Source organism: Paenibacillus sp. FSL M7-1046, assembly GCF_038007405.1.
Taxonomy (GTDB): Bacteria; Bacillota; Bacilli; order Paenibacillales; family Paenibacillaceae; genus Paenibacillus_AQ.
In genome coordinates this window covers 2,461,022-2,478,803 of record NZ_JBBOXB010000001.1, presented here as the reverse complement: position 1 = coordinate 2,478,803, position 17,782 = coordinate 2,461,022, and the positions used below count along the sequence as shown (strand labels likewise).

Here is a 17,782-nt window from a genome sequence, read left to right as displayed (position 1 = left end):
AGGATGACGAAGCAAGCTTTGCTTACCCCCTACTCCGATTTAATCCGGGAGATTGGATTGAAAATCAGAGGTATGGCCAATGTCAGATTATCGGAACTGGGACTGAATGCGCAGCAAGGGCAGATGATGGGCTATATTTTTGAACATCAGGACAAAGGTGTGATCCAGAAGGATTTGGCCGAGCGTTTCAACCGTAAGGGAGCCACCATCACAAGCATGCTTCAGGGGTTGGAGAAAAAAGGGTATATCAAGCGGGTGATTCCGGAAGATAATGAACGGCAGAAAAAAATATATTTATTGCAAAAAGGGGCCGACCTCGTCGAGGAATTCCACGATATATTCAAGGAAGTAGAACGATGTGTTACCCAAGGCCTTACCGAAGAAGAAAGCGCGGCCTTCTTGAAGTTATTAATCAAAGTGAAAGAGACTTTATAGCAAGACACAGCCACTCCTATGAGTGGTTTTTTTATTGAGCTGAACCCTCTTGCTATATGCGGACCTAACCGGTTACAATAACCTTCTTCTATGCATCAAGGTAATTTGCGCTGCTATGTATTCAGAATTATATTGGACGCCATCCTTAATCCACCACATAATAATCCCCAGCAGTGATGATACCACAATATCGACTGAAACAACCTCCTTTGTGGAATCTAGTCTTCTCGCGTTTCTTCGTGTTTCTATCGTATTTTTCAACAGGTTGGACAAGTGATTTTTGAAGCCTTTATGCTCAACGAATACAGCAAAGACCTTCCGGTATTCATAAAAATAATTTAAGAATGTAACCAACTGCTCCTGTTCATTGCTGCTCTTCACTTGTAATAGCGGTTCAACTTTCATGGACAGGTCGTCAAAGATTTCATGTACGATCTGGCGCAACAAATCGTTAATATCCTCATAATGCAAATAAAACGTTGCACGATTCAGTTCTGCCCGGTTGGCGATTTTTTGGACGGTCAGCTGCGAAATATCCGAATTTTCTTCCAATAATGAAAAAACGGCATTCTTCAGCATCTTTTTCGAGCGAATGGCTCGTGGATCTACTCTCTTTTGTGCAGACATTTCATCCCTCTATTATCGTTTATTTGTCACTTCATCTACTAATCCAACCGTTCTGTCGATTAGTCAACATTTTCAATAAAATTGTAAATAGGAATAATTATTAATTACTGATATGATTCATTTTATTGACACTGTGTCGAAAAAGCAATGAAGAGGGGATTACACCGTGCAAGAAGACATTAAGAAAATAAATAAAGGGATCTTATTAACCATCTTAATTTTGGGTTGTTTCTTATCCACACTCAATCAGACGCTATTAAATGTCGCCTTAAGTAATTTAATGAATGTATTTCATGTGACGGCAACGACCGTACAATGGATTTCAACGGGCTTTATGCTGGTCAACGGGATATTAATTCCGATTACAGCCTACTTAATGAAACGCTTTACAACGCGGCAGTTATTTCTAAGCGCCATGTTATTTTTATTAATGGGTTCGATCATTTGTGCAGCGGCACCAAGCTTTATTGTGCTCTTAATAGGACGTATGATCCAAGCCGCCGGTGCAGGCATTATTATGCCGCTCATGATGAGTGTTGTGCTCGCTATCTTCCCCATTGAGAAACGCGGCAGCGCTATGGGGCTGCTTGGACTGGCGATGATTTTCGCTCCTGCCATTGGACCGACTCTCTCGGGATTTATCGTCGAATATCATTCTTGGCGCTGGTTATTTATTGGCCTCATCCCACTTGTCGTCATTGTTATAGCGTTGGCCTTCAAATATTTAGTGAATGTATCCGAAACGTCTAAGTCGAAGCTCGATGTAGTAAGTGTTCTTTTATCAACAATCGGATTTGGCTTAATCTTGTACGGTTTCAGCAGTGCAGGCAGTAAAGGCTGGGGCGATGTAGTGGTGATCCTGTCCTTAGGGATTGGGATCGTTGTAACGGCCATATTCTGTACTCGGCAAATCAAGTCCGCTGACCCGCTGTTAAACCTGTCTGTCTTCAAAAATAAAGTCTTTACGTTAACGTCTCTAATTAACGTGCTAATCACGATGATGATGTACGCAGATATGATTTTATTGCCTATCTATCTACAGAATGGCCGTGGATTTACAGCATTTGATGCAGGCCTTCTATTATTGCCGGGTGCGCTTGTAAATGCGTTCATGTCACCCGTCACCGGTAAATTATACGACCGTTTCGGTGCGAAGCCGTTGTTCATCATTGGTTTACTGTTTATTATTCCATCCATGTGGGCGGTAACAGATCTGTCTGAATCGACAACGTATATGTATTTAATGATTCGTACGATTTGCCTGCGAATTGGATTAAGCTTCATTACCATGCCACTCAATACGGCGGGACTAAATGCGCTGCCCAAGCAACTCGGTACACATGGTACAGCAGTGAATAATACCGTCCGCCAAATTGCCGGGGCGATTGGTACGGCTGTCGTGATTACGATTTATACAGTGCAGGCAACAAGCCATGCAGCTACAGTGCTCCAATACAATCCTTCTACTACTGCTGAGCTCCTTAAATCCCTCACATCAATTTTAGGAGCAAGTGACGCCTATTACTTTATGATGATTTTATCCATTGCCGCACTTGTTATCACATTATTTATGCCCATGAAAAACAAGCTCATGATTGAAAAGAAAGCAAACGTAGTCAACAAGGAAGAACCTCTGTTGTAACACGCATGAGCTGGAAATATCAGTATATGAAGAATCGAAGCCACTCTTTATGCGGAGTGGCTTCGATTCTATTATGTCCGCAATCCAAAAATACGCATAGCGCATTCAACTGTGAATTGAGTCAATCCCTCATGCAAATCAAGATAAATTAATCCTGCCCCATTAAAATAAGCAAAATAGGTCCAACCGATGACTTTCGCATCCCCTTCACTTAACTCTCCCAATTCTTGTCCTTTTCGAATGAGCGGCTCAAGTAAATTTACAAACTTCTCTCCAAACTCCGTCAAAGCTTTGGTCAATTCAGGGAACTGGTTCGGCTGCCCTAACACCTGCTGGAGCAAACGCAGATATGTGCCTTGCTCGACAACCATTCGGATTTGAACCTCGATCAGCCTTCTTAACGACTCGGTGGGTTGATTATCTTCACAAATGATGGACTCGTAGAACAAAAGGCTCTCCTCTAACGGCTCCAGCACTAACGAATGGATTAGCTCTTCCTTGCTCGAAAAGTATGTAAATACAGAAGCGTGACTAACTCCTGCTTCCTTTGCAATGTTTGAAATGGTAGTTAAGTTGAAGCCATTCGCGGCAAATAGCCTTTTCGCAGCATCACAAATTGCAGCTCTTTTCTCCTGTCGGAGTTCTTCATTAATTTTACGAGCCATAAGCATTACTCACCTCGGGTTTATCTTACCATATTTATTTCTTTTCGTTGATTAATTGACTGGTCAGTTATATAATTATTTACAGAAATAACCTTAAGGAGGGAACGCGCAGTGAGCTTATCTCATAACGAAACCACCGTCCACGCTTCGGATAACGGCCTTACAGTCAGACATATTGTACTTCAAGGCACTAATCATGATATTGGAAACTATATTGGACAAATGGCACTCGACCGGTACACCTTGCATCGTCAGATCCCCGGTGATGACCCGATAAGGATTCGAAATCAACATAAGTACTTGAAAACGAACTATCCCGAGCACTACGAACGAATGAAGGGAATTGCCAAGGCTTTTGACGTTCAGTTAGATGAAGGCTTGTATGATTGCAGCGGTATTATGTATCAGAAACAATCAATCGGATGTTCTTCTATTTACTTTCCCAACCATACGACCTCTTCTGGGGCGGCAATGCTCAGCAGAAATTTCGATTTTCCGGTGATGGCTGTAAATGAACCTTATATTTTTGAAATCTACCCGGATAAGGGATACCCTTCGCTATATTTGTGCAGCTTCGAACTGGTCAGCGGAGTGCTGGATGGAATCAATTCCGAGGGATTGACCGTGGCCGTATTGGCAGATGACGAGAGCTTTATAACCCATCCTGCAGAGCCAAACGGCGGGTTGTATGTGGGTCTTCACGAATTGCAAATCATGCGTTATTTGTTGGACCGGTGCCGTAATGTTGACGAAGCCAAAGAAGCGCTGCTGTCTCTAAAACACAGCTACGCGCAATTGCCGCTGCATTATATTATCGGGGATCGTTATGGGCAATCTTTCGTCTGGGAGAATTCCTATACTGCAAATCGCTATTACATCCTAAACGGAGATCACAAACCACAAGTGGTCACGAATTTCTTGTTGTACCGCTATTTATCCGGAGACAGTCTCCCGGACGATCCCAAGCCACAGGGAATGTACCAACGGTTCCTCACCTTACAGAAGAAGTTAAGCGAGAAATCTCATTATACAGAGGAAGCTATGAAGCACATTCTTTCCTGTGCTCATGTTTGTCTTCCAGAATCTTATCCCCACCGAACTTTATGGCATAATTTATATAACACGAAAGACTGCAGTATGGAAATCAGTTTCTACGCTGGCGAGGGTGTAGCGGACAGTAAACCTTTACGCACGGAGTACTTTCAGTTTCAGTTGAAATGAGGGCAATTTCGTTTCGTTTCAAGGCCATCTATTGCAGGATGGCCCCTTATCACCATTATTTATAACCCTAGATCCCGCTTGAGAAGGCTTATTGTTTATTCAACGGAGGGCCATTCCATTTACGGCTTGTCTCTCCGGTAAATATCAATGCTTTTATACCCTTCACCCAGAATCTTCTTCATTTCCGCCCTCCGTTTTTCTCTAGTCTCCTCTTGTACAGCGCTGTATACATAACGGGCCCAATCCTTTCGGTAGCCGGGCGTAAGGGATTGGTAAAAAGCCAGCTGCTCCGCACTATCCGTCAGATCCTGCTCCACAGCAGGGATCATAGAGGTGTAATCGTCCACACGTTGACTTGGCTTTGAAGATGCATCCTTGTTCTTCCGCGCCTCCTCTTTGAATCCGACAACGGTAAACACATCATTTAAGCCCACCATACGTGCAAACTTCAGGTTGCTTGTGCCAATATAACCGTCCTCATCGGCTCCTACCCCTTCAAAAAGACTGTCTCTGTGAATGTAGGCCGAATAAACCTTATTCCCTTTTTTGGGATACGCAGCGAACAAATAGCCGCCTTTATTTAAATAGTTGTGATCAATCACTTTATGGACGAGATCCTGTAGCGATTCCATATTGAGCACATAAGCAAAAATCAGATCATAACTGCTGGCTGTTAATTCAGTATCATGCTCTGCTAATCCCGCTAAACTGTCGTCATTCTCTGGTCTGTACAATACAGCAACCTTTTTGAATTTGTGCATATTTAGCTTTTCTACAATTGTTTTAGCCATATACGGCCCCCCGTTAAATGTTGTCTTTATTTAGGGTTGCATAACCGTTGCCTTTTTGCAAGCCGTGCAGCTTCTGCAGCCCCATAAGGAAATACCTTCCTTGCTGAAAAAATCAAAGCAGCCCCTAAGACCCCTGAAATGTGGAGTTGGAGGCTGCTTATGAGAAAATGTTCTTTACTTTAAAGCTTGCACATTAGCTGTTAACTAATATTACTTCGCGCTGCGGTCCACAAGTTTACGAGGATCCACTTTGTTGTCCATCAGAAGCGGAGTCTTTGCACCTTTAGCAATTTGATCCCAGGCTACCACTTTAAAGTTTTGGTTAAGCTCTTTGCCATTGTTAATGTTGGAATCATCCTGTGCGATGAAAATGCCATAAGGGAACTGTTCGCCCAGTCCGAACCCGAGTACATCAATACCATCAGTTACTGAGGTGCCATCGGTCAATGCGCCATCGGCGATATTGAAGCTAGTAAGGTAAGCGTTATTGCCTTCACGGTCATATATTGCGTAGCTGTCACTGCCTTGGCTGGAGGCGATTAAATAACCTTTGCCGTCGGCACCGTAATAGAGAGTCAACCCTTCAATATCATCCTGCAATCGGCGTCCGTCCGCAATATCGACAGTGGATAGAGGTTTTGTGCCGCTGTCCGGCTCCGCATTATATTTGTATATCGCGTAATCCTCTTCCGCTATATACATCATGCCATACTCATCATCAGCTACCATACCTTCTGATTGCGTAGCCAGCTTAAACTCGCGAACGAGCTTACCTGAAACTTTGCCCTTCCCGTTGTCAGTCAGCTCATATTGCTCAAATTCGCCTTCTTTACCCAGAACCAGAGCGTAATACTCATCCGATTTCAGGCTATGGTAAAGGCTGAATCCGTATACCTCTTCCATCTTCGCTTTAATGGGCTCTGCTACAATGTCAGTCAACTTCCCGGTTGCCCCATCCATAGCAAAAATATCGATCGTGTTCGTAGAACGGTTCGTCGCGCCAACAATATCTACTTTTTTATCGCCAAGCAGAAAATCATAACGTATATCAATATTATTCATTTTTCCTACTTTATAATTTTGAAGCTCCTTGCCGTGCAAATCATAGACGAGGACACCTCCGCCTTTATTCGTGGCAATGATTTTGGAATTCGCCGGGTTCGCAGAATCGAGCCAAATGGCCGGGTCATCGGCTGCATCCTCGCCATCTTCAACGGCTGCCGTCTCTACCTGAGCGGTTACCGAATAAGGGGTGATGATATCTGCGGAATTGATAAACTTTGCATTTTCCGCCAGAATAGCTTGAAGCAGCTTGGAAGGAATGTACATCTTGCCATCGACTAATTTGACCTCCGCTGGAAGCTCGCCTGCTTTACCCGCTAGACGATATTCCTTATCGCCTGCCGTGAACGTGCCTGCGAATCCGTTCTTCAGCTTGACCAGTGCCGACTTATCGTCGCTATCCCATGTGATAGTTGCTCCGATCCCATCCATGTGCTTGCGCAGAGGTTCATATCCTTTTAGGTCTGAGGCGGATGCTGCGTTAGTTGTTGCGGCAGGAAGTAGAGCGCCTGCAAGGAGCAGCGTAGATAGTACAGTTTCCCATGTTTTCATTGATGTTCAATGTTCCCCTCTATTGTTAGTAATTGCTTAACTATAGAAGATGAGTGTAAAAGAAGTATTAACGGACAACTAAGCCTTTGTAAAATTTACAATGTAAATTCAAGATAGCATTTGAATGCATCTCATAGTTCTAGACTGCCTCTATTTTTACTCAGCAGGGAATTTGCTCATATCCATATACAGCACATTCCAGCGATGACCATCCAAATCAGCAAAACCTGCACCATACATCCAACCCTGGTCATGGGGCTAGCCGTAGATGCTACCGCCAGCCTTTACCACCTTCGTTACCATTTCATCCACTTCTTCCTTGCGATCTGCACCAATTGTAAACAATACTTCAGTGCCTTTCGTTGTATCTGCAATATCATTTCCTGTAAATCTTTCGAACGTGGACTCCGTAAATAGCATCACAATAACATTCTTGTCTCCGATGACTAGACTAGCTTTATCATCAGCATTTCCAGGTCCTTGATTCAAAGAAAATCCAATCTCCGTGAAAAAATCTTTTGATTTGTTGATATCTTTAACTGGTAGATTGATCCATATTTGCCCCGCCATAGTTATTCCTCCTTATAAACAAAATTATGTCCATTTTCATTTATAAGAATAACTGCCGGAATTGCTTCTTGAAAGGTGATATTGAAGAATTTCAATTTTTTTGCCTAAAAAATAACTAAGGCCTGAGGCAATCCCCTTTTCTATTAAAAGAATGATCGGGTCAGGCATCCATGGGATGTGATTCTGTACTGATTATTTTGCTGCTTCTTTCCCGCTTTCTCCGATTCGTCGAATACAAAACAAATAATAAAATAAACCATAACGGCGTCAATAATAAGGCCGGACGTGTTTCTTCAGCAAACAGCATAATAATGAGTATGATTGCAAACAACGCTAGGACTACATAATTAATAAATGGGGTGAACGGGGCTTTGAATTTTGACTTCGCCTGCAATTCCGGCTTTGTTTTCTTATACCGCAAATGACAGATCAGAACGATACCCCAAACCCAGATGAAACAAATGGCACTGATGGTTGTCACGATTCCAAAAGCAGTCTCCGGAATCAGCTTACTCAAAAGAGCTCCCACAGATAACACAAGCGTGGAGATGAAGAGCGCATTGCTTGGGACATGATTTCTATTCAGCTTTGCAAAATTGGCTGGAGCCTGGTCATTCCTGCTCAAATTATATAGAATCCGGCTTGTTGAGAACATTCCGCTGTTACAGGCAGACGCGGCTGAAGTCAATACGACAAAGTTAATAATTCCAGCAGCAATCGGTATCCCCACCAAACTAAACGTTTTAACAAAAGGACTTTCTGCCGGATTTAGTTCCGTCCATGCGTTGATGCATAACAAGGCGATAATGGCACCCACGTAGAAAAATAGAATTCTTAAAGGAATTTTATTAATAGCCGATGGGATGGTTTTTTCTGGATTGGATGTTTCGGCTGCCGATACCCCCACCAATTCCACACCGACAAAGGCAAACACAACCATTTGGAAGGAAAGTAGGAACCCTGAAACCCCGTTCGGGAATATCCCCCCATGTGCCCAAATATTACTGACAGTAACCGTTCCGTTAGCCGTTTTGAATCCAATCACCAGCAGGATTGCCCCGATAACAATCAACGCCAGAATAGTCACTACCTTGATTAATGCAAACCAAAACTCCAATTCGCCAAAACTTTTTACAGTTAATAAATTGAGTCCTAATAAAATGATCAAACAAATGACGGCAGGGATCCATTGCGGGATATCAAACCAATATTGTACATATACGCCAACAGCTATAATATCCGCCATAGCCGTCATGATCCAACAAAACCAATAGGTCCATCCGGTTACAAATGCTGCGCGCGGTCCAAGATAATCTTCAGCGATGTCTGTAAAAGATTGATAACCCGCTTTTGACAACAGAAGTTCTCCCAAGGCCCTCATAACAAAAAACACGGCAATACCGACGATTAAATAAGCAAAGATGATGGATGGTCCTGCGAGTTGTATAGCTTTACCTGATCCTAAAAACAATCCGGTCCCGATGGTGCCGCCAATTGCAATGAGCTGAACATGCCGATTCTCTAAATCTCTCTTTAGTTCTTGTGGTGCCATGTGAAACTCCCCCTCTAAATCTAAATATTTCTTTGTGAAATGATGAACAAGTAAAAATGACAATAAAAAAAGAGACTGGATGCGCTCCAATCTCACGGTCATAAGAATATTAAATAAAATACATTCATCATTCTGACGCTTATCAGAATAACAAATGAATTATCCAGTACTCTTCTGTCCTTTTGCCTGAGATTGTGAACCCTTCGGCGCCGGGGAATCCCCACGGTCTCTCCAGAAGCTGCTCCTGCTATAGTGTGATCCATAGCATTCATAGCTTAGAAATTATTTGATTATAGGATCATAACTTCATTTAAATATTTTTCAATACTAATCATAGTCAAAAGTTTTGTCAATAACATTAATTACCACCGTGCTTCGCCAAAATAATTATGATAGGGCTTGAACGTTGCCAGCACTTCGTCTACCTTACCCATTCGTTCCTCCAGGCTTCCCCGAAGTGTGATGTAGGGAATCCGCCGCGCCTTCAAATCCGCAATAATTTGCTTATGGAAAATATGCCGCTTCTGATTCCCGCTGCGGTCCCATGTATCCTCGTAAGGAATGTCGTCGTCGCACAGGAAAAAAAGGTCATACCGCTGTGCATTTTCCAGGGCGATCCGGGTTAAGCGTTCAGGGGCCCGGCCGTGGTAATCCAGGGCAAACATATAAGTCGTGATCGCATTGGTATCGACAAAAAGATATTTATCCGCTTGCAGTAAAGCCCGCTCTTCCCGCTCCATATGGCCGACAGCAATTTCATCGAACGCCTCCAAGCCAATTCGGCGGTCCACCTGATGCTCCGTCCAATAGTCGCGCCCGTATTCGCTCGCATAGGTTGTGCGATACCGCCGGGCCAACGCTTCGGTGATCGTGGATTTGCCGGTAGACATCGCTCCCACAAAAACCACTTTTGTTATTAAATCCCGATACACGCTATCGCTCACATATTGCCGGTACTTGTAAGGATCCGAACGGACCATGGTAGCTGAAACCGGTACCTGCCCGCGAGCTTCATCCACCCGCCGGTCTACTGCGCCCAAAGCGATGCTCATATGCTCTCCGTAAAACTCGCTGGAGTAGAAATGCGTCACTTGCTCGCCTTTCAGTAACCCCAGAATATATTGCTCCTCCCTTATCTCATGCTCCCGGTCGTTCGAATACCCGTCCGGACCGTCCCAGGCTTCAATCACCCGCACCGCCGGGTAGAGCTTGCGAATCCAGTTGGCCCGGATTTGCAGCGGGATCGGGGTCACCGTCGTCTCATAGATCACTACAATCAGTTCGTCGACCTCTTGCAGCGCCGTCTCGAACATGAACTGATGCCCTTTATGCAGCGGGGCAAACTTTCCGAGCGTTAAGCCTAATCTCTTCATGCTGATACCTCCCTAGCGCCCTTGTTCCAATTGTAGTAGCCGTATACAGCGTTAACCAGATACGCGCTCCACATGACGATCATCAGCAGGCCTTCACCGCTCCCCTCTAGCATTCGAATTACCCACAGCAGAACCGTGAACATATTGAGGACAATATAGACCAGCCATTGTTCCTTGAATCTTCGAACCATTAATAGAGTGGCGACAACGGACAACACCGTCGTAATGGCATCAATATAAGGCGAATTCTGCCCCGGTATGAACGATAGACCCAGGCCCAGCAGCAGGCTGCCTAATACGCAGACCGCCCCCACAAGGAGCAGACGCTTGAGCTCCAGCTGACGCATGGACAGCTTGCCATCAGTCCGGTTATTTTTCCACATATAGAAGCCGACCACATTCATAGGAACAAAGAACAGCAGATTTAGCATAACCTCTCCAAACAAACCGTTGACGTAAGCCAAGTACGCATAACCAATGGTATTGTACATGCCAAACACATAACTCATCAGATTTCCCTTCGCCGCGAGCACCACACACAGCACCCCGGTGATAAAGACCGTAAATCCGAATAAAGAATCCTTAGAAATCACCGTAAACCCAACAGCAATTGAGGTAAACAAAACCAGCCAGGTCAACTCAAACAGGTTCCAATCGCCCCATGATTTATTCACTTGCATCCCCTCTGCTTTCATCCGATTTGTGCACCATAAAGTTAGTTCACTCTTACTTTCAACTTGATAATAACACATTGTTAATATCATTGAAAGCAAAAATGCACACTTGATGAATCGAATGTTCAAAAGGGAGGCTTCGTGCCTTGTGGCTGCTAATGTAACTGATAAGTTAATTCGTTTAACCACGCGGTCATTGAGGAGATTTTAAACCACAAGTTATAATTCAAGGGACTAGTCGAACTGATAAAAATTGGAGGGTATTCAAATGAATATTGAGATCGGAAAAAAAATCAAAACCCTACGTTTACAAAAAGGAATGACTCAGGAAGAACTAGCAACAAAACTGAATATGTCATCCCAAGCCATATCCAAGTGGGAAAACAACGTAACCATGCCAGATATTCAAATTCTCCCTGAGTTATCTGTGATTTTAGGGGTTACAATTGATGAGCTATTTGCATTAACTGATGACACACATCTAGAGCGTATTGAAAATATGATTAGTACCGAACATTTTATTTCCAAAGATGATTTTAATTATGCTGAACAATTTCTCAAAGAAAGGCTAACTAATGACGAAAAAAAGGCCCCATGTCTCACATTGCTGGCTCAGTTACACATTCATCGTTCAGAGGAGCACCGTGAATTAGCTTCCCATTATGCCAAGGAGGCCCTGTTATTAGATCCACATAAAAAAAGTAATCATAATGCTTTACGGGATGCGGAGAATGGAGTCATTTTTGACTGGAACTATTCAAATCATCATAAACTTATAGAGTATTATAAAAATTTCGTGCCAAATCATCCAGATTACTGGCAGGGTTACGTATGGCTTATGAACCACTTACTTGCAGATGGCAGATGCGCTGAAGCTAAAGAAACTCTAGAAGGATTGAACAAAATCCATCCAGGTTATTTATATCAATTATATGGAGGACTGATCTGCAAGGAAGAAAGCAACCTTTCTCAGGCATTAGTTCTTTGGGAGCAGATGACGGATCTGTATCCTGATGAATGGCGTACGTGGTCCTTTAGGGGAGACTGCATGGCGAAACTGTGCAAATACGACGAAGCCATCGAATATTACACAAAAGGATACGAACTACAACCCAATCCCAAATATATAGATGCATTGATAGCAATTTCACATATATATGAGATTCAAGGAGAATATGATAAAGCTATTGAGAAGCTTCAAGAAATTATCGAACAATTGGAAAGTAATTGGGAAATCACAAAGGGTAAGGCAGTTGATTTTTATGCAAGAGAAATAGAATATTTCAAGAAACTGTAAGTAAAGTGGCATAAACGACTAACTGAATTCCCCATTGATTGGCTAAATCGGTGTCCCGTGATCACAGCTTCCAGCGGCAGGTCATCTTTAAGTTGCCCCCGTGCAGCTCCGCGGTCAGCGTGCCGTTCATCTTGTCCATTAGACTTTTGGCGATAGAAAGACCAAGTCCCGATCCTTGGCCGGATCGGGTGCGGTCGACCGTGTAGAAGCGGTCAAATAGCAGCCTCACATCAATATCGGATAATTCCTTCGCTTCGTTAATGATCGTAAACTCGGCAATCTCAGGCTGTTGCTGGAAGCAAATTTTCACATGACCGATAGCATGCTTGATAGTATTGGTAAGCAAATTCTCAACGACCCTCCGCACGGCTGATTCGTCGGCATATACGGCTACCTCTCCCTCCGGCATCCGAATGTCCGGCGTAATGTCCCGTTCGTTAAACCGGTCGTAGAAACCGACCAGGATGTCTGACAGGAGGACAGTCATTCCGATCCGCTCAGTCTTAAGCTGATAATCGGAAGATTCAATTAGGGATAACTCGAAGAAGTCGTTCAATAGTGCTTGCAGCCGTCTCGTGCGATTTTTAACAATGGTGAGGTATTCGTGCTTCTCCTCAGGCGTAATAGGCTCTGCTTCCAGCAGTTGAATATAGCCAAATATGGAGGTGAGCGGAGTACGGATATCATGGGAAATGTTCGCAATCGCCTGCCGCAGCTCATTCTCGGTTCGTCTTCTGCGGGCCTCCGCGTCGACTACGAGATCGGACTGGCGATTAATTTGACCTGCAAGCGTTTCGAGCCTCTGGTCGAATAGAGTCACGTCTATTTTTTTGCCGGTTGTCCGTTCATTATAGTGGCGCAGCTGCTCCGTCATCCGCCCCAGCTCCCGCCTCATCAGCAGCAGATGGGCAAGCAGGAGAGCCGCCACCGTAACCGATATGAGCGTTATGATAAGCAAGACTCTCCCGCCCCTCTCATTATTATTTAATTTCTTTTCTGCGGAACACGAGAATACCGAGTAGCGCGGATACAACAATCGTCAGCACTGGCACGAGCAGGAGCGCTGGCAGATCGCCGCTGTCAATACTGGGCTTGCCGATATCGTTCATCAGCTTGAAGATAGAATAATCATACACTGTAGTAAAGAAAGGGATGTACTCACCCAAGCCCCCCAAAATCGTATCAATCATTAGGAAGAAAATCATCGAGAAGCCGATCGTCTTGCCGCTTTCGGTGAACACGGCAGTCAACAGCGCCCCGATCGCCGCGTAGCCTGCAGTATACAGCAGTGTTAGTCCGAGGGCCCGCGGTATGAAGGACGCGTCAAACCCCTCCGGCAAATGGCCGAAACCTGAAAGCAGGGAAACTTCGGTCGTGCTTACGATCGGGAATACGAGAGAGATAGCCATGGCTCCGACCGAGAATCCGATCAGTTTGGCGGTGAACAGCCGCCCTCTATCGTTGCCCGACGATGCGATCGTCTTCATGACACCCGTCGCATATTCATTGGCGATGAAGAATCCGGCCAGCGCTGCTACGCCGAATTTGATCACATAGCCATTGCTTGCAATAAATTGAATCAGAAATTCGGCTCCCGTGAACTGCGGCTCTCCACTCGACTTATGGTCAAAGTAGTAGAGCAGTGGATAGACCAGTGAAAGAATGGCGGAGATTAGCAGCAGCACGCGGAACGACCTATCCTTACGCAGCTTGAACAGCTCGGATCTAATCAGATTATACATGCCCGGCACCCCCGATCCGCTTCATGAAATAGCTCTCCAGGTCTTCGCCCATCGGCATAAACTGCTCAATTTCCAGACCTGCGGAGAATAGCGTCGAAGATACTTTACCTGGCTGTTCGATGCGGCCAAACAGCTTGATCGCGCCATCGGGCATCACTTCGAAATCGTTGGTGTGGAGTTCGTTCTGAATAACCGTTGCCGCCTTGTCCGGATCATCCGCTTTAATAAACACGTATTGCTGGCATTTATCATTCAATTCCTGAGCAGTGAGCTGCTCCAGCAACTTGCCGTTATGAATGATGCCGTAATGGCTTGCCAGCAAATGCAGTTCGCTCAGAATGTGGCTGGAGATCAGAATCGTTATCCCTCGTTCGTGGTTAAGCTGCTTGAGCAGCTCGCGCATTTCGATGACGCTCATCGGATCGAGCCCATTGGTCGGCTCGTCCAGAATTAGAAATTCCGGATCGCTTAGCATGGCGATTGCCAGACCCAGCCGCTGCTTCATGCCAAGCGAGAAATTCTTCACTTTCTTCCTGCCTGTTCCCTGCAGTCTGACCAATTCCAGCATCCTTGGGACGCAGTCTTTGCCGGGGATGCCCCGGAGGAGCCGGTTCACCTCCAGATTCTCGGCGGCGGTCATGTGGGGGAACAACGAGGGGCTCTCGATAATCAGCCCCATCCGCTTACGGGCCTGGGTCAACGCCCGCTCGTCGCTCGCGCCGAACAGCGCAATACTTCCGCCAGACGGAAAAGCTAGTCCGGTAACGATGCGCATCAGCGTCGATTTTCCGGCTCCGTTCTGCCCAATAAAGCCATATATGGAGCCTTTGCGGATAGATAAATTCACTTTATCCAGCGCTACGCTGCCTTTGAACTTCTTAGACAATTGATTCGTCTGCAATACATATTCACTCATTGTAGTCTTGGCCTCCCTTATGTGATAGACCAAGTATAGAAACGAAAACTTAAGAGGAGCTAAAGCCAATCCTTAAGAATGTCTTAAGGCTTTAGCCGATAGCCCATGCCCCATACCGTCTCGATAAATTCGCTGCCGGGCGCAGCCTTCGCAAGCTTGCTCCGCAAATTGCTCATATGAACGTTGACCGTATTGTCGTCTCCGTAATATGGCTCATCCCATACGCTTTCGTATAGATTTGCTTTTGTGAATACCTTTTTCGGTGCCGACAGAAGCAATGTGAGAATCTCATACTCCCGGGCGGTCAGCGCAACCTCTATCCCCTCTGCCGTCACCGTTTTGGAATCGTGGTCGAGCACAAGTCCCTTATGCTGCAGCACACTCAGCACAGCCGGCGGAGCAATCTGCGCAAACCGGCGCAGATGGGAATCGATTCGCGCCGAGACTTCCTCGATATCGAAAGGTTTCGTAATGAAGTCGTCCGCACCCCCGCGCAGCGCTGACACCTTGGTCTGCTGCTCACCCTTGGCCGAAATGATAATGACTGGCACGCCTCCCCGCAAGCGGATCCATTTAAGCAGCTCCTCGCCCGTCATTCCCGGCAGCATCAAATCTAGCAGTACCATGCTCCATTCCCGTTGCTCCAGATAGAGTAGCGCCTCCGTTCCGGAAAAGGCAGGCTGTGGCACATAACCGCTTTTTCGAATAATGCTGCACAGCAGCCGGCTAATGTCATTGTCGTCCTCGGCCACGAGAATATTTATTGAATTATCCATTTTTTCTCCTTGTATTATCCTTAATCGCCTGTCATTTAGATGTTCTATAGCCTATATGATAGTCGATTTTTACCTCTATTTCCAGAATAGCCTTCCTGATGCGGCCCTTTCGGTGTTCGCTGGAATCCGGTGGTTTTTTATGCTATTCAAATGTTCCACGTGGAAATTCCGCTCCAATCTGCCCGCCTCATAAATCTATTGCTTCAAAAATTCATCCACACTGATTTGCTGTAACTCATACTCCGCGCCGATGCTTTTTAATTGATCCTCTATTTTAGCGGAACCCCGGGCAATGCCCTTATACACCAGTAGAGGTGCCGCCTCCAGATAAGTTTTTGCCAGCGCATAATCGCAGGAGAATACCTTTTTGATAAACACCAATATTTTTATTTTGTCGGCGCCCGGGCCTGTAATGAACACTTTGTAGTAATCCAACTGCTCGTCTTCGCCCATCTCCCCTTCCTCCTCAATCCCCCTAGGAAGTAAGACGCTGCGAAGAAATTCGGTAAGATTATCATAAGCAACGGAGAAATCCCAAGAACCCTCTCCATGCCTTGCAGTATAAATCACGGTATCTCCTCTGGAGAGATCCAGGCAATACGGATCTCCTTCATCCGACGCAATAACGAGATAATCGCGCGGCCAATCGGTAATGACCTCTTCCGTAACGGGATTATAATTGTAGCCCGATTGGCCTTCAACCAAGTCCTTGGCACCGTAAATAAATAGATTGATCGGTTAGCAGCTGCATCGGATACTTCGCGTAAAAATCGGGGTTTTGCTGCCTTGTCTTCTCTAAAGCTGATTGCATTTTCTCCAAAACGTTGTCTATTCCTTGATAAACGTTCTGCATTAAGATCACCACTTTAATTAAGAATGGATTGCTTCGATTGAATTAAAAACTGTAGAAAACCGCTTCACCGTTTAGGAAGGGTTTGCAATAATTCTCAATCAAATCCGGCATTTGTTTACGTATCCACATATGCTTATCTTGGTTACTTACCAGAAAAGCGTAGTAGGCAAATATCACCAAAAACATGAAACCCTCTAGCTGCTCAGTGTCTATTTTTCTGGAAATGATAGTAGTGTAGCCGGCTAGTAGAGCGTTTCGCAATTCTCCTTCAGTCAAAAGGGCACCCATAGCGATATCCATCGCGTAATATCCAGAACCCGACAAGCCAAAGTCGATGAACGAAGTCCCCTTTGGTGTGAGGATTAAGTTACTATAGTTGATGTCTGCATGGATGAATCCCCATGTCTCCATCGTTTTGCTCAATATTTTAATACGATCATTGATCAACGAAAATGTATTTTCAAGAATATAAAAATCCTTGGTAGCGATAATACCCATTTCTTCACCGGATCGCAATTTGGCCAGTATGGTATTTGTCCACTCTATTTCATATTCGGGTCTAATAAAACTTGAGCCCTGTTGATAGCGCATTGAAAACTGATGCAAGTAGGCAATACGCGTCCCAAAGGTACGAACTGTTCCCTCACTGTTCAAGTCTTGCTTGGACATGATTTCCCCAAAAATCCATTTTAAGACGGAACAGTGCACTTCTTCGTGTTCAATGACAACAGTTGTTACCAGTTCACCGTTTAAATTCGGAACAGGGATTTGAACAGGTAATTCGGAATGAGAAGACCAAGCTAACAGATAATCCAACTCCGATTGAACAGCCCCACGCGTATTATGTACACCCTGCATGTTTTTTGTAATGGGTTTATGCATCCGCAACAAATAAGTGTCTCCAGAATACTTTTCTGTGACCTTGTATGTGATGTTCTCGTTATGACGGATCAATTCCACGAAAGGGTCAATAAAAGAATACTTCAGTAAGACTTCCTTAAAACACTTCGTATAATCCATAGAATATCCCCCCT

18 protein-coding genes and 1 riboswitch are annotated in these 17,782 nt (G+C 44.9%); of the genes, 4 read left to right on the top strand and 14 right to left on the bottom strand.

What is annotated here, in order from left to right; all coding sequences use genetic code 11:
- The first annotated feature begins 3 nt into the window (after nucleotides 1–3).
- The gene (locus NYE29_RS10815; protein ID WP_340895928.1) at nucleotides 4–435 is read left to right on the top strand and encodes a MarR family winged helix-turn-helix transcriptional regulator; all 432 of its coding nucleotides are present in this window, start codon (nucleotides 4–6) and stop codon (nucleotides 433–435) included.
- A gap of 72 nt (nucleotides 436–507) precedes the next feature.
- Here the strand turns inward: NYE29_RS10815 and NYE29_RS10810 are convergent, their stop codons facing one another.
- Nucleotides 508–1,062, bottom strand: coding sequence for a TetR/AcrR family transcriptional regulator (locus NYE29_RS10810; RefSeq protein WP_340895927.1), 555 nt, complete (start codon nucleotides 1,060–1,062; stop codon nucleotides 508–510).
- A 166-nt stretch (nucleotides 1,063–1,228) separates the two neighbouring features.
- Here NYE29_RS10810 and NYE29_RS10805 point away from each other — a divergent pair, with 166 nt between their 5' ends.
- Complete coding sequence (locus NYE29_RS10805) at nucleotides 1,229–2,704, top strand: DHA2 family efflux MFS transporter permease subunit (RefSeq protein WP_340895926.1); 1,476 nt, start codon at nucleotides 1,229–1,231, stop codon at nucleotides 2,702–2,704.
- 71 nt (nucleotides 2,705–2,775) lie between these two features.
- Here NYE29_RS10805 and NYE29_RS10800 read toward each other — a convergent pair whose 3' ends face one another.
- Nucleotides 2,776–3,369, bottom strand: a complete 594-nt coding sequence (locus tag NYE29_RS10800) for a TetR/AcrR family transcriptional regulator (protein WP_340895925.1) — start codon at nucleotides 3,367–3,369, stop codon at nucleotides 2,776–2,778.
- Between the two features lie 111 nt (nucleotides 3,370–3,480).
- Here NYE29_RS10800 and NYE29_RS10795 point away from each other — a divergent pair, with 111 nt between their 5' ends.
- Complete coding sequence (locus tag NYE29_RS10795) at nucleotides 3,481–4,590, top strand: C45 family peptidase (protein ID WP_340895924.1); 1,110 nt, start codon at nucleotides 3,481–3,483, stop codon at nucleotides 4,588–4,590.
- A gap of 119 nt (nucleotides 4,591–4,709) precedes the next feature.
- Here NYE29_RS10795 and NYE29_RS10790 read toward each other — a convergent pair whose 3' ends face one another.
- The 6 genes from NYE29_RS10790 to pnuC form a co-directional block, all read right to left on the bottom strand.
- The gene (locus NYE29_RS10790) at nucleotides 4,710–5,381 is read right to left on the bottom strand and encodes a YdeI/OmpD-associated family protein (RefSeq protein ID WP_340895923.1); all 672 of its coding nucleotides are present in this window, start codon (nucleotides 5,379–5,381) and stop codon (nucleotides 4,710–4,712) included.
- A 210-nt stretch (nucleotides 5,382–5,591) separates the two neighbouring features.
- Nucleotides 5,592–6,995 (bottom strand): phytase, encoded by a 1,404-nt coding sequence (locus NYE29_RS10785; RefSeq protein WP_340895922.1) that lies wholly within the window; start codon nucleotides 6,993–6,995, stop codon nucleotides 5,592–5,594.
- Nucleotides 6,996–7,253: 258 nt separating this feature from the next.
- Complete coding sequence (locus tag NYE29_RS10780) at nucleotides 7,254–7,565, bottom strand: VOC family protein (protein WP_340895921.1); 312 nt, start codon at nucleotides 7,563–7,565, stop codon at nucleotides 7,254–7,256.
- Between the two features lie 160 nt (nucleotides 7,566–7,725).
- The gene (locus NYE29_RS10775; protein ID WP_340895920.1) at nucleotides 7,726–9,117 is read right to left on the bottom strand and encodes an amino acid permease; all 1,392 of its coding nucleotides are present in this window, start codon (nucleotides 9,115–9,117) and stop codon (nucleotides 7,726–7,728) included.
- Nucleotides 9,118–9,281: 164 nt separating this feature from the next.
- Nucleotides 9,282–9,362, bottom strand: a riboswitch (glycine riboswitch).
- A 117-nt stretch (nucleotides 9,363–9,479) separates the two neighbouring features.
- On the bottom strand, nucleotides 9,480–10,490 hold the full coding sequence (locus NYE29_RS10770; protein ID WP_340895919.1) for an AAA family ATPase: 1,011 nt from the start codon (nucleotides 10,488–10,490) through the stop codon (nucleotides 9,480–9,482).
- A complete protein-coding gene (gene pnuC / locus NYE29_RS10765; protein ID WP_340895918.1) occupies nucleotides 10,487–11,164 on the bottom strand; it encodes a nicotinamide riboside transporter PnuC in 678 nt (225 codons plus the stop codon). The genes NYE29_RS10770 and pnuC overlap by 4 nt, the downstream gene beginning before the upstream one ends.
- 268 nt (nucleotides 11,165–11,432) lie before the next feature.
- Here pnuC and NYE29_RS10760 point away from each other — a divergent pair, with 268 nt between their 5' ends.
- Nucleotides 11,433–12,461: a helix-turn-helix domain-containing protein gene (locus tag NYE29_RS10760; RefSeq protein ID WP_340895917.1), complete on the top strand. Its 1,029-nt coding sequence runs from the start codon at nucleotides 11,433–11,435 to the stop codon at nucleotides 12,459–12,461.
- A gap of 61 nt (nucleotides 12,462–12,522) precedes the next feature.
- Here NYE29_RS10760 and NYE29_RS10755 read toward each other — a convergent pair whose 3' ends face one another.
- The 6 genes from NYE29_RS10755 to NYE29_RS10730 all read right to left on the bottom strand — a co-directional run bounded on the left by NYE29_RS10755 (nucleotide 12,523) and on the right by NYE29_RS10730 (nucleotide 17,768).
- Nucleotides 12,523–13,419: a sensor histidine kinase gene (locus NYE29_RS10755; protein WP_340895916.1), complete on the bottom strand. Its 897-nt coding sequence runs from the start codon at nucleotides 13,417–13,419 to the stop codon at nucleotides 12,523–12,525.
- Between the two features lie 22 nt (nucleotides 13,420–13,441).
- A complete protein-coding gene (locus NYE29_RS10750) occupies nucleotides 13,442–14,203 on the bottom strand; it encodes an ABC transporter permease (protein ID WP_340895915.1) in 762 nt (253 codons plus the stop codon).
- A complete protein-coding gene (locus tag NYE29_RS10745) occupies nucleotides 14,196–15,119 on the bottom strand; it encodes an ABC transporter ATP-binding protein (protein WP_076113779.1) in 924 nt (307 codons plus the stop codon). The genes NYE29_RS10750 and NYE29_RS10745 overlap by 8 nt, the downstream gene beginning before the upstream one ends.
- A gap of 83 nt (nucleotides 15,120–15,202) precedes the next feature.
- Nucleotides 15,203–15,895 (bottom strand): response regulator transcription factor, encoded by a 693-nt coding sequence (locus NYE29_RS10740; RefSeq protein ID WP_038598076.1) that lies wholly within the window; start codon nucleotides 15,893–15,895, stop codon nucleotides 15,203–15,205.
- Nucleotides 15,896–16,090: 195 nt separating this feature from the next.
- Nucleotides 16,091–16,600 carry an SMI1/KNR4 family protein gene (locus NYE29_RS10735; RefSeq protein ID WP_340895912.1) on the bottom strand — a complete coding sequence of 170 codons (510 nt, stop codon included), beginning with the start codon at nucleotides 16,598–16,600 and terminating at the stop codon, nucleotides 16,091–16,093.
- 190 nt (nucleotides 16,601–16,790) lie between these two features.
- A complete protein-coding gene (locus NYE29_RS10730) occupies nucleotides 16,791–17,768 on the bottom strand; it encodes a phosphotransferase enzyme family protein (RefSeq protein ID WP_340895911.1) in 978 nt (325 codons plus the stop codon).
- Nucleotides 17,769–17,782 lie beyond the last annotated feature (14 nt).